General features: G+C 54.1%; 10 protein-coding genes and 1 pseudogene. 10 read left to right on the forward strand and 1 reads right to left on the reverse strand.

The window, feature by feature from the left end; translation table 11 throughout:
- Positions 1 to 21: 21 nt before the first annotated feature.
- From aspS to WBG83_RS06275, 3 genes are all read left to right on the forward strand, one after another.
- Entirely contained in the window at positions 22 to 1,800 is a 1,779-nt protein-coding gene (gene aspS / locus WBG83_RS06265) for an aspartate--tRNA ligase (protein ID WP_336743648.1), read from the forward strand.
- A 41-nt stretch (positions 1,801 to 1,841) separates the two neighbouring features.
- Complete coding sequence (locus WBG83_RS06270; RefSeq protein WP_336743650.1) at positions 1,842 to 2,603, forward strand: tRNA threonylcarbamoyladenosine dehydratase; 762 nt, start codon at positions 1,842 to 1,844, stop codon at positions 2,601 to 2,603.
- Positions 2,604 to 2,920: 317 nt separating this feature from the next.
- Positions 2,921 to 4,228 carry a replication-associated recombination protein A gene (locus WBG83_RS06275; protein WP_336743651.1) on the forward strand — a complete coding sequence of 436 codons (1,308 nt, stop codon included), beginning with the start codon at positions 2,921 to 2,923 and terminating at the stop codon, positions 4,226 to 4,228.
- Positions 4,229 to 4,574: 346 nt separating this feature from the next.
- Here WBG83_RS06275 and mnmA read toward each other — a convergent pair.
- A pseudogene (gene mnmA / locus WBG83_RS06280) lies at positions 4,575 to 5,714 on the reverse strand (tRNA 2-thiouridine(34) synthase MnmA); the annotation flags it as partial.
- A 243-nt stretch (positions 5,715 to 5,957) separates the two neighbouring features.
- On the opposite strand from mnmA, the gene cymR reads away from it, so the two are divergent.
- The 7 genes from cymR (at position 5,958) to WBG83_RS06315 (ending at position 11,998) form a co-directional block, all read left to right on the forward strand.
- Positions 5,958 to 6,377 (forward strand): cysteine metabolism transcriptional regulator CymR, encoded by a 420-nt coding sequence (gene cymR, locus WBG83_RS06285; protein WP_336743652.1) that lies wholly within the window; start codon positions 5,958 to 5,960, stop codon positions 6,375 to 6,377.
- 42 nt (positions 6,378 to 6,419) lie between these two features.
- A complete protein-coding gene (locus WBG83_RS06290; protein WP_336743654.1) occupies positions 6,420 to 7,574 on the forward strand; it encodes a cysteine desulfurase family protein in 1,155 nt (384 codons plus the stop codon).
- Positions 7,575 to 7,779: 205 nt separating this feature from the next.
- Positions 7,780 to 8,304 (forward strand): PRC-barrel domain-containing protein, encoded by a 525-nt coding sequence (locus WBG83_RS06295; RefSeq protein ID WP_336743655.1) that lies wholly within the window; start codon positions 7,780 to 7,782, stop codon positions 8,302 to 8,304.
- A gap of 20 nt (positions 8,305 to 8,324) precedes the next feature.
- The gene (locus WBG83_RS06300; protein ID WP_336743656.1) at positions 8,325 to 8,522 is read left to right on the forward strand and encodes a hypothetical protein; all 198 of its coding nucleotides are present in this window, start codon (positions 8,325 to 8,327) and stop codon (positions 8,520 to 8,522) included.
- Between the two features lie 187 nt (positions 8,523 to 8,709).
- Positions 8,710 to 9,777, forward strand: coding sequence for an AI-2E family transporter (locus WBG83_RS06305; protein WP_336743657.1), 1,068 nt, complete (start codon positions 8,710 to 8,712; stop codon positions 9,775 to 9,777).
- Positions 9,778 to 9,856: 79 nt separating this feature from the next.
- Positions 9,857 to 10,390: an NfeD family protein gene (locus WBG83_RS06310; RefSeq protein WP_336743659.1), complete on the forward strand. Its 534-nt coding sequence runs from the start codon at positions 9,857 to 9,859 to the stop codon at positions 10,388 to 10,390.
- Between the two features lie 54 nt (positions 10,391 to 10,444).
- Positions 10,445 to 11,998: a flotillin family protein gene (locus tag WBG83_RS06315; protein WP_336743661.1), complete on the forward strand. Its 1,554-nt coding sequence runs from the start codon at positions 10,445 to 10,447 to the stop codon at positions 11,996 to 11,998.
- Positions 11,999 to 12,051: the final 53 nt, after the last annotated feature.

A 12,051-nucleotide genomic window follows, 5' to 3' on the forward strand; every position in this document is an offset into this window, starting at 1 on the left:
CCAACTAGGGGGAAATTTACCATGTTATTGAAAACACATCATTGCGGGGCACTCGGTTTATCGAATGTCGGAGAAACCGTTATTTTGAACGGCTGGGTTCAGCGCCGCCGCGATTTTGGCGGATTGCTGTTTATCGATCTTCGCGACCGCAGCGGTCTTATCCAGATCGTATTCAACCCGGATTTCAGCGGAGAGGCACTGGCAATCGCGGATCGTGCCCGTAATGAGTATGTGCTCTCTGTTAAGGGAACCGTTGTTGAACGGGACGACGAAACGAAGAACGCCAATTTGGCTACCGGCGAAATTGAAGTGCGCGTAACGGAAATTGAAGTACTGAACGCAGCCAAAAACCCGCCGTTCTTCATTGAGGACGGCATTGAAATCGATGAATCGCTGCGCCTGAAATACCGTTATCTGGATCTGCGCCGTCCGGAAATGCAGCGTACGTTGATGCTGCGTTCCAAAGCAGCCAAAGTATTCCGTGATTTCCTGGACGGGGAAGGCTTCATCGATGTGGAAACCCCGATTTTGACCAAAAGCTCGCCAGAAGGCGCACGCGACTATCTGGTGCCAAGCCGTGTGCACCCGGGCGAATTTTTTGCCCTGCCGCAATCGCCGCAAATTTACAAGCAGCTGTTGATGGTCAGCGGCCTGGAGCGCTATTATCAAATCGCGCGCTGCTTCCGGGATGAGGACCTTCGGGCAGACCGTCAGCCGGAGTTTACCCAGGTGGACATCGAGACCTCGTTCCTCTCGCAGGAGCAGCTGCTGGAAATGCTGGAGCGCCTGGTTATACGCCTGATGCGTGAAACCCGAGGCCTCGATATTGCAGCGCCGTTCCAGCGCATTACGTATGCCGATGCGATGAATTTGTACGGCTCCGATAAGCCGGACCTCCGCTTCGGGCTGCAGCTTGTGGATTTGACCGACCTTGTCGCAAACAGCGGTGTGCAGGTATTCGCAACCGTCGCCAAAAAAGGCGGACAAATTAAAGCGATTAACGCCAAAGGCTGCGGCGGCTGGAGCCGGAAAGAAATCGATGACCTGCTGCCGTTCGCACAGCGTTACGGAGCGAAAGGTCTGGCATGGATTCAAGTGAAGGACGGCGAAATGAAAGGGCCGATCGTGAAGTTCTTCAGCGAGGAAGAGCTGGCTGCCCTGAAAGAGCGCATGAACGCCGAAGAAGGCGACCTGCTGCTGTTCTCCGCCGACAGCGCCAAGGTTGTAGCGGACGTACTGGGCAACCTTCGCCTCAAAATCGGCCGTGACCTCGGACTGATTAACGAGCAAGAGTACAAGTTTGCTTGGGTCGTGGACTTCCCGCTCCTGGAGTATGATGAAGAAGCAAAACGCCATGTCGCGCTTCACCATCCGTTCACCCGTCCGAAGGATGAGGACCTGCATTACTTCGACACCGAGCCGGTAAAAATCCGTGCGCAAGCGTACGATTTGGTGCTGAACGGCTACGAGGTCGGCGGCGGGTCGCTGCGGATATTCAAACGGGATGTACAGGAAAAAATGTTCGCGGCGCTCGGCTTCTCCAAAGAGGAAGCTGCCGATAAATTCGGCTTCCTGCTGGAGGCCTTTGAATACGGGACGCCTCCGCACGGCGGCTTCGCCTTTGGCTTTGACCGCTTGGTGATGCTCATTTCCGGCGCAAACAACCTGCGCGAGACGATTGCCTTCCCGAAAACGGCGAGTGCGACCGATTTGCTGATGGATGCGCCGTCCACGGTAGATGCGAAGCAGCTGGAGGACTTGTCTATCCGGACCGCGCTGCGTCAGCCATCCGGGAAGTAATTGTCCCGCAAGAAGGAAAACGAAACGAAAGGGTGACTCACATGCTGCACCAATTTTCCCGCACGGAGCTGGCCATCGGCCCGGAAGGGCTTGATGTTATGCGCGGCAGCACAGTAGCTGTGCTCGGTATTGGCGGGGTCGGTTCGATTGCGGCTGAAGCGCTTGCCCGTACGGGGGTAGGCCGGATTATCCTGATCGACAAGGATGTTGTTGACATTACTAATGTCAACCGGCAGGTGCACGCACTGGTGACGACGGTCGGACAACCGAAGGCGGAGCTGATGCGGGACCGCATTTTACAGATTAATCCCGAGTGCGATGCCATTGCGCTCAAAATGTTTTACACGGAAGAGACCTATGGCAAGCTCTTTGAATATCCGATTGATTATGTGCTGGATGCGTCCGATACCATCTCGTACAAAATTCATCTCATCAAGCAGTGCTTGCGCCGTAAAATCCCGATCATTTCGTCCATGGGCGCCGCGAATAAAATGGATCCGACCCGGTTCCAGGTTGCGGACATTTCCAAAACGTCCGTCGATCCGATGGCCCGTGTCATCCGGCTGAAGCTGCGTAAGGAAGGGATTAAAAAAGGGGTTAAGGTCGTCTTCTCCACGGAGGAGCCGTTAAAGCCGCGGGTGGACGTGACTCAGCGTATCGTTCCCGAGAACGCTCCTGAGATTCGCAAAGCCCAGCAGCCTCCGGCAAGCAACGCGTTTGTGCCTCCGGTGGCCGGCCTCATCATGGTGAGCGTAGCGGTGAGGGAACTACTGAAAAAAGCAGACAAGCAGCGCGGCAGCTAGACGGTTCCGGAGGATGGGCATTGCGCACGGCGCCGTAGCGTCGCAGGTAAAGAAGTCCGCTGCATCAGAACAAGCTCTTTGCTCCGGGAATTTGGCGTGGTACATACGCCGCAGTTCCCGGACAGGGGGCTTTTTCGTATGATCAGGTTATTCGGTGTTTACCAGGTAGCCTGTATGCGGTCAGGCGTTTGAGCATCGCGGGTGGCCTGAGTGGTCAGCATGCGCCGCAATGAAGTACAATGGAAGAATGGGAATAACAGCTGCTTAGTTGAACAAAGCCGGTATTGAAGCAAATTGTTGACAAAGAGGAGAGCGACATGGATTTATTCACCTTTCAGGCCGATCAGCAGCCGGAGAACAAGCTGCTTGCCGATCGTATTCGTCCGGCGGCGCTGGATGAATATATCGGACAAGAGCATATTCTGGGACCGGGGAAGCTGCTTCGTCGGGCTATTGAGGCGGACCGGGTTTCTTCCATTGTACTGTACGGTCCTCCAGGCTGCGGCAAAACAACACTGGCGCATATCATTTCCCGCCATACAGCCGGGGAATTTGTGAAGCTGAACGCCGTTGACGCTTCCGTCAAGGACGTTCGGGACGTTATCGAGCAGGCGGAAAATACGAAGGCGCTGTACGGAAAAAAAACCATTTTGTTTCTGGACGAGGTTCACCGCTTCAACACAGCCCGTCAGGACGCGCTGCTGCCTGCCATTGAGCAGGGGATTCTCATTTTTATCGGGGCCACGACAGAGAACCCGTTTCATCATGTGAACGGAGCGCTCTTGTCGCGATCTACGCTTTTCCAGCTGCAGCCCTTGACTCCGGCACATGCGCTGGATGCGATGCGGCGGGCGCTGAAGGACCGGGAACGCGGACTCGGCTTTCTGGATATTCAGGCCGATGAAGAAGCGCTGCAGCATATATCCCGGATGGCCGGCGGGGACATACGCCGGGCGTTGAATGCGCTGGAGCTTGCGGTGCTTACGACCGCGCCCTCCTCGGACGGTGTCATTCATTTGACGCTGGAGGCGGCGGAAGAATCGATTCGCCGGCCGAGTGTACAGGCCGATCCGTCAGCCCAGTATGATGTGCTGTCCGCCTTCCACAAAAGCGTGCGCGGTTCCAGCGATGCGGCGCTGTACTGGTTTCTGTATGCGGTGGAGAAGCTGGGCATGGACCCGATGACCTTCCTGCGCCGTTTAATCGTAGCCTGCAGCGAGGATATTGGCCTGGCAAATCCGCAGGCGATGGTTCAGGCGGTGACGGCGATGGATGCTTATCACAAAATCGGCTGGCCGGAATCCAAATATGTGATTGCCCAAGCAATTTTGTTTGCGGTCGAAAGCCCCAAATCCAATGCGATGGCCATGGCAATTGACAAGGCCATGCGCCTGATGGATGAGCCCGGCGCAGGTGCGGTGCCCCTGCATCTGCGTGATGCCCATTACAGCGGCGCGAAGCAGCTCGGTCATGTAGGTTATCAGTACCCGCATAATTATCCCGGCCATTATGTGGACCAGCAATATTTCCCGGATGCAATCAAGCATACCGTCATTTATGAAGCGACCGAGCAGGGGATGGAGGACAAAATCCGCCAAAATCAGCAGCGTCGCCGGAAACGGTAGCATCCCGTAAATCCCGAGTCCCGGGCTTGTTGTTGTCCTATCGACAATAGGCCGGACAATAGCCGAAGAAAGGGTACGCTCCTGAAAAGGAGTGGTAGAACTGCAGGTTACAATCGATCGGGATGATTTGGAGACTTTAAAGGACGGGGCGTTAGGCTGGGCGTGTATTGGGCCCGTTTTGCAGCAAATCCGGTGCGGATGGACGATTATATCCGCAGCCATCCCGAACCGTTTGTGAAGATAGCGCAATAACGAATAACAAGGTACTTGCAAAAAAGAAAGCGAACCTGTCAGTTCTCTGCTGACGGGCCCGCTTTCTTTTTGAATCATATAGATCAGGGAACGCCTAGGATTTAGCCGTCTCGTAAGGAGAAGGAAGCACTTTGCTGACGGCATCGATTGTTCCACCGCCCAAACAAACATCCCCGTCATAAAATACGACAGCCTGCCCCGGCGTAACAGCTTTTTGCTGCTGATCGAACAGCACGTCCGCCGTACCGTCCGCGCGGAAGGTGAGGGTGACCCCTTGATCCGGCTGGCGGTAACGGAATTTAGCCGTACAGCGTACGGGCGTCCCGGCCTCCGGTCGTACAGGATGAATCCAGTTGATGCCGGAAGCGGCCAACGCGGTGGAGTATAGGGCCGGGTGCTTGTCCCCTTGGGCCACATACAAAATGTTAGCCTCCAAATCCTTGTCCACCACAAACCACGGCTCCCCTGTGCCGGACCCGCCGATACCCAGTCCTTGACGCTGGCCGAGCGTATAGTACATCAGGCCGTCATGCTTGCCCTTGACTTCCCCGTTCAGGGTGCGGATTTGGCCGCTTTGGGCCGGCAAATAGTTTTGCAGGAACTGCTTGAAGTCGCGTTCTCCGATGAAACAGATGCCCGTGCTGTCCTTTTTCTTCGCCGTAGCCAGTCCGGCTTCTTCGGCAATGCGGCGAACCTCCGGCTTCGGCAGGTGTCCAATCGGGAACATCGCCTTAGCCAGCTGCTTCTGGTTCAGGGCATGCAGGAAGTACGTCTGATCCTTGCCCGAATCCACCCCGCGCAGCAGCTCGAATCGGCCGTCCTGCTCCTTCACCCGGGCATAATGGCCGGTGGCCAAGTAGTCCGCCCCAAGGTCCAGCGCTTTTTGCAGAAATTCCCCGAATTTGATTTCGCGATTGCACATCACGTCGGGATTTGGCGTGCGTCCTTTGCGGTATTCGTCGAGAAAGTACGAGAACACTTTGTCGTAATATTGCTTTTCGAAGTTTACTGTATAAAAAGGAATGCCGATTTGCCCGCAGACGCGCCGGACATCTTCGGCGTCTTCCTCCGCCGTGCAATGCCCGAATTCGTCGGTGTCATCCCAGTTTTTCATAAAAATGCCGATTACATCATATCCCTGCTGCTTGAGCAGGTACGCGGTGACGGACGAATCGACGCCCCCCGACATACCTACCACCACACGAACAGAACGGTTCATGCGGATCGCCACCTTTCTTGCAAGCTTTTGTCATCCCCCGATTGTATCATATATATGGCGGTTTACAAAAATATTTTCATAGAGATGTCAATGTTTTTATACCACTCTGCTAGGGATTATGATAACATAAACGGTAAAGCTCTGCGTCATGTCTTGATATTCCGCCTTTCGGGAATGCTAATTTTGTGCGGAAAGCAGGTTCAAAGCGCGGCTGCTTTACTAAATGAAACTTATTCGCAGCTTAAATGAGGTGTACCTTTGAAAATATCAACTAAAGGCCGTTACGGGCTTACAATCATGATGGAACTTGCAGTACGGTTCGGAGAAGGGCCGACTTCACTCAAAAGCATTGCCGAGAAGCATCAGCTTTCGGAGCATTATTTGGAGCAGCTGGTTGCCCCGCTGCGCAACGCCGGGCTTGTCAAGAGCATCCGCGGGGCGTACGGCGGTTATATTTTGTCCCGCAATCCGGAGGAAATTACTTCCGGCGATGTCATTCGTGTTCTGGAAGGCCCAATCAGTCCGGTAGATTTCACAGAAGAAGACGATCCGGCCAAAAGAGATCTCTGGATTCGTATTAAGAACAGCATCGCCGAGGTTCTTGATTCCACCAACCTTGCAGATTTGATTGCTTTCAAGGACGAAGGCGTGAACGACAACTATATGTTTTATATTTAACCCGGGCCATTCGGCCCGGTACAGTTAAAGAACGGGGAAGCCATGAGTATTTATCTGGATTACGCAGCCAGCACACCGGTGCGGCCTGAGGTTTTGGAAGCAATGCTTCCTTATTTCACGACTGGATTCGGCAATGCCAGCAGTCTGCATGCTTATGGCAGGGAAGCGAAGCTCGCCTTGAGCGCATCGCGCGACGCCATGGCCGCCGCTCTGGGTTGTAAGCCCTCGGAGCTGGTATTTACAAGCGGCGGAACCGAAAGCGACAATCTCGCCTTATTCGGCGCCATTGCCGGTTCTTCTGCAGGCCCGGGCAAAAAGCATATCGTCACGACCCAAATCGAGCACCACGCGGTTCTGCATGCCTGCGGCCAACTGGAGCAGCGGGGCGTGGAGGTTACGTATGTAGCTCCGGACAAGCAGGGCTATGTCGATGTGACGCGTATTGAAGCCGCTTTGCAGCCGCATACGGTCTTAATTAGCGTCATGCTTGCGAATAATGAAGTAGGCACAATTCAGCCTGTACAGGAAATCGGGGAGCTGGCCCGGAAGCGCGGGATCACATTTCATGTTGACGCGGTTCAGGCGCTGGCCACGGAGCAGCTGGATTTGTCGATTCTGCCCGTTGACCTGATGAGCTTCTCTGCGCACAAGATCGGCGGTCCGAAGGGGATCGGTCTGCTCTATGCTTCCGGCAAGCAGCGTATCGCCTCCCAGCTGTTTGGCGGCTCTCAGGAGCGCGGAAGACGCGCCGGAACGGAAAATATTCCGGCTATCGTCGGCTTTGCGCAGGCTCTGACCATGGCGAAGCAGCAGCAGAAGGGGCACCGCGCCCACCTGGAAGAGCTTCGGCATACGATGCTTTCTCTACTTGAAGACAAGCTTCCGTCCTCGGCTTTTATTGTTAACGGACATCCTGTCATGCGAATACCGCATATTTTGAACATAAGCTTCCCCGGCGTCTCGACCGAGACCATGCTCATGAATCTGGACCTGGCGGGCGTTTGTGCCGCAAGCGGCTCCGCCTGCTCCTCGGGCTCTCTGGAGACCTCTCATGTTCTAAGAAGCATGGGTCTTTCGGAGGAGATTGCCGGCTCTGCGATTCGATTCAGCTTCGGCTTCGACACCACTCGTGAAGAAATTGTGACAACTGCACACACAACTGCAACCATTCTTGAAAGATTACGTAGTAGGTTGTAAGTAAGGTTCAGGATTGAACCGTTTTCAGGGTGGTGATCGTAACGAGAGCGATTATCCGTTTTTGTTTGGCCGGATGGATAATCAATAAGGATCGCCTGTTGATATTATTTGGAGGCGAATCCGATTTCGGAAGTGCATAAAGGTAATCCGCTTCGGGGTACGATAAGCCCATTATAGACCAAGCTTTGGTAGGGGGCTGTCGGCTTTGCGGAAAGCGCATGACATCATTGGTTTACCTATTATTGAAATTAGCGGCGGAACACAGCTTGGTATTGTCAAGGACCTCGTCATTGGCGAACGGCTGGCGCTGACGCATATCGTCGTAGAGACGAAGCAGTGGTTTTCCTCACCCAAGGGCATTCCCGAGCCGCATTTATTGTCAGTCGGGCCGCACGCGGTAACTGTGCAGGATGAAGAAGCCATCATGGCATTGGAGCTTCCGGCAGGAAGCAGTATGCTGCTGGACGGAGGCTCGAAGCTGAAGGGGCTTCCCGTGATGACGGTCAACGGACAACGGCTTGGATTTTTGCAGGATGTTTATTTTGAGGAAATAATGGGTAAACCAATAACAGGTTATGAACTATCGGATGGTTTCATTTCAGACTTAACGGAAGGGCGGAAATGGCTGCCGGCGCCTGGGCAGATTACGGTCGGAACCGACGCCATTATAGTGCCTTTACATAGCGAGCAGCATCTGAAGGAAATCGATATGAGTATAAAACCAATATAAATCGGAAATAGGGTGAAATCATGTTAAAATGTCCGAATTGCGGCTCCAAGGATATTGGTAAAATCGGCTCGCATCAGTACTATTGCTGGAGCTGCTTCATCGAGCTCGCTGTGAATGGCGACAAGATGTCGGTGTATCAGGTGGAAGAAGACGGTACACTGAGCTCACTCGATGATTTGTTCTTTGAAGAGGAAGTGCCTCAAGTACACGCCAACTAACGGGGACGAGGGATGAATGTATCGAACAGATACGAACCCTTGCACCGAATTGCAGCTTGTACATCGCATCCGCTTTGCTTGCCGGATTCCCCGGCGGCAGAGCGGATGTTTTTGTGTTATGGCGATTAATGGGAAGAGGGAGTACACATACTAAGCTCATCAAAATACCGTCACCGGAGGTGGACCTGTGAACCGGTTCTGGTCAAACCGATGGACAACAACCGGGCTGGCGGCACTGCTTGTGCTGGTTGTGTTATATTTGCTCCTGTTGATTAAGCCGATCCTGCTGGGCGTTTTTGCTTTTCTCAAGGCGGTGTTGGCTCCATTCCTCATCGCCATAGCCATCTCCTATGTGCTCAATCCGATTGTCGCCTCGCTCAACAAGCGCAAGGTGCCCCGGACGATGGCGGTTCTGCTCATTTACACCGTTTTTATTACATGCGTGATTGTGTTCCTGATGAATATCATTCCGATGATGATGCGCCAGATGCAGGAAATCAACGAGCATATGCCGCAGCTGACGATGCGGGCCCAGAGCCTGTATGACGGACTTCACGGCAATCGGCTTATGCCTGACGGCGTGCGCAGCGGCGTCAATCAGGCTATTACGGAGCTGGAAAACGGCATCGCATCGGCGGTATCCGGATTTGTCGACAATATCGGGGTAACGATCAACTACGTGATGGTCGCCTTTATCGTGCCGTTCCTGGCGTTTTACATTTTGAAGGATGTAGACGGTATTCAAAAGGGGCTGCTGGCCGTCATTCCCAAAGCTCACCGGCAGACGGCCGTGAAGCTGTTTCTGGATATTGACACGGCGCTCGGCAATTATGTTCGCGGCCAGTTCCTCGTTTGTCTGGTCATCGGCGTCTTGGCTTATATCGGATACTGGATGATCGGTATGCCGTACGCGCTGCTGTTGGCCAGTATTGTAGCGGTATTCAACATTATCCCGTATTTGGGACCTTTTTTCGGCGCTGCGCCAGCCCTGGTTATGGCATCCACCGTATCGTTGAAAATGATGCTGCTCGTCGCGGTAGTCAACGTCGTCTGCCAAATTCTTGAGGGCAATGTCATCTCTCCCCAAATCGTCGGGCGTACGCTTCATATGCACCCGCTTTTCATTATTTTTGCTTTGCTTGTCGGCGGCGAAGTGGCGGGGGTTACGGGGCTAATTCTCGCTGTTCCGTTTTTTGCCGTAGGCAAGGTGATACTCCAGCATGTGTTTCTGTACTATATACAACGGCCGAAGTGAAACCTTGGGCCGTTTTTGTCGTATTAAAGAACGAAAAGAAAATAATGGATGAAATCCAAAACAAGGAAGGGCGGATGCCATGGCTGAACTGTACTGGGGATGTCTTCTTGGCGGTTTGCTGTTTACGCTCGTTACTGTGCTTTTTGGAGACCTGATCGGTAATTGGTTGGACGGATGGTTTGACTTCATGTCCCTGGAAGGGCATGGTGCGCTGCAGCCGATTGTAATCATCGGCGGGATTACAGCATTTGGCGGGGCCGGGGTGCTGCTCGGCAAGTATACCAGTCTGGGCGGAGCGGCCACAGCTCTCTTTTCTTTAGGATTTGCTTTCCTGCTGTCCATCGGTGTGTATTTTCTTTATGTGAAGCCGATGGAACGAAGTGAGAATTCAACGGGCTATTCCATCGGCGAGCTTGCAGGCAAAATCGGCGAGGTGTCCATTCCGATTCCGCCGCGAGGCTATGGGGAAGTGCTTGTTCGGGTTGGCGGGGCCGGAGTGACCGGGCAGCTTGCAGCCAGCTTCGACGGCAGCCTGATTGAAGCCGGGCAGCGGGTCGTTGTGGTAGAGATACGAGACGGAACCTTATTCGTATCGCCGCTTGAAACGGTGTAATCGCAACCATTGTAAGTAACCCATGTAAAAATGAAAGATTGAGAGGAGAATTTCATGAATTTTTCGGACGCTATGCTTGTTCCTGTTATCGTCATTGGAGTTATCGTTATTCTGGGGCTTGCCTTCTGGGCGAGATACAAAACCGTCAGTCCGGATGAAGCTATGATTGTGACCGGTTCATTTCTCGGCAGCAGAAACGTATTGTCCGATGAGACCGGACGCAGCGTCAAAATCGTACGCGGCGGCGGGGCCTTCATTCTTCCGATTTTCCAAAAAGCAGAATTCCTGTCTCTTCTCTCGCATAAGCTGGATGTCTCCACGCCGGAGGTATACTCGGAGCAGGGAGTTCCGGTCATGGCGGACGGAGTTGCTATTATCAAAATCGGCGGTTCCGTCGAGGATGTAGCCACTGCCGCCGAGCAGTTCATGGGCAAGCCGACCGAAGGGCTGAAGATGGAGGCCCAGGAAGTTCTGGAGGGTCATCTGCGGGCGATTCTCGGAACGATGACCGTGGAGGAAATCTACAAAAACCGGGACAAATTCGCCCAGGAAGTACAAAACGTCGCAACCAGAGACTTGAAAAAAATGGGACTTCAAATCGTCTCGTTCACCATCAAGGATTTGCGGGATAAGAACGGGTATTTGGAAGCGCTGGGCCGCCCGCGCATCGCTGCGGTGAAGCGGGATGCGGAGATTGCACAGGCCGAAGCCGTACGGGATGCGCGTGTACAGAAGGCCAAGGCGGACCAGGAGGCGCAGAAGGCTGAGCTGCTGCGGGATACGAACATTGCCGAAGCGACCAAGGAGAAGGAGCTGAAGGTGTCCTCCTTTAAAAAAGAGCAGGATCTTGCCCGCGCGGAAGCCGATCAGTCCTACGCGATTCAGGAAGCGCGCTCCAAGCAAAGCGTAGTTGAAGAGCAGATGAAGGTCGAGCTCGTCCGCAAGGAGCGGGAGATTGACCTGGAAACGAAGGAAATCCAGAAGCGTGAACGCCAGTATGACGCGGAGATTAAGAAAAAAGCGGAAGCGGACCGCTATGCGGTGGAACAGGCGGCAGAGGCGGAAAAAGCGCGCAAAATGAAGGAAGCGGATGCGACGCAGTACCGGATTGAAGCGGAAGCCAGAGCGAATGCCGAGCAGCAGCGGCTGGCGGGTCTGGCGGAGGCTGATGCGGAGCGTGCCAAAGGGACAGCGGAGGCGGAGGTTATCCGGCTGCGCGGTTTGGCCGAAGCGGAAGCGAAGCAGAAGCTGGCGGAAGCCTTCGAACGGTTTGGCGAGGCCGCTGTTCTCGATATTATTGTGAAGATGCTGCCTGAGCTGGCCGGCAAAATCGCTGAGCCGCTGAAAGGAATCGACAAGCTCACGGTCGTTGATACCGGGAACGGCGAAGGAGCTGCCCGGGTCAGCAACTATGTCACCTCGCTCATGGCTACAGCGCCTGAAATGCTGAAGAGCGTATCGGGAATCGATGTAGAGCAATTAATTAAAGGGTTCACTCAGCGCAGCTCGCAGCCTTTAATTACGGATAACGGCGAGGGGCGGAGGGAACGTGCGGCGAAGCTGTCTGCGAGCAGCCTGCCCAAAGGACCTGAAGCAGACAGCGAGTAAATGATAGCTGGCGCGGGCGGGACGCCTGAACGGATATGCCGGTCTAAGCGGCC

This window comes from Paenibacillus sp. y28 (assembly GCF_037137075.1).
Taxonomy (GTDB): Bacteria; Bacillota; Bacilli; order Paenibacillales; family NBRC-103111; genus JBBBNV01.

What these genes read in the sequence shown, in the direction of transcription:
- aspS (WP_336743648.1), top strand. Translation starts at nt 22, where the DNA reads ATGTTATTGAAAACACATCATTGCGGGGCACTCGGTTTATCGAATGTC.
- WBG83_RS06270 (WP_336743650.1), top strand. Translation starts at nt 1,842, where the DNA reads ATGCTGCACCAATTTTCCCGCACGGAGCTGGCCATCGGCCCGGAAGGG.
- WBG83_RS06275 (WP_336743651.1), top strand. Translation starts at nt 2,921, where the DNA reads ATGGATTTATTCACCTTTCAGGCCGATCAGCAGCCGGAGAACAAGCTG.
- WBG83_RS06290 (WP_336743654.1), top strand. Translation starts at nt 6,420, where the DNA reads ATGAGTATTTATCTGGATTACGCAGCCAGCACACCGGTGCGGCCTGAG.
- WBG83_RS06300 (WP_336743656.1), top strand. Translation starts at nt 8,325, where the DNA reads ATGTTAAAATGTCCGAATTGCGGCTCCAAGGATATTGGTAAAATCGGC.
- WBG83_RS06310 (WP_336743659.1), top strand. Translation starts at nt 9,857, where the DNA reads ATGGCTGAACTGTACTGGGGATGTCTTCTTGGCGGTTTGCTGTTTACG.
- WBG83_RS06315 (WP_336743661.1), top strand. Translation starts at nt 10,445, where the DNA reads ATGAATTTTTCGGACGCTATGCTTGTTCCTGTTATCGTCATTGGAGTT.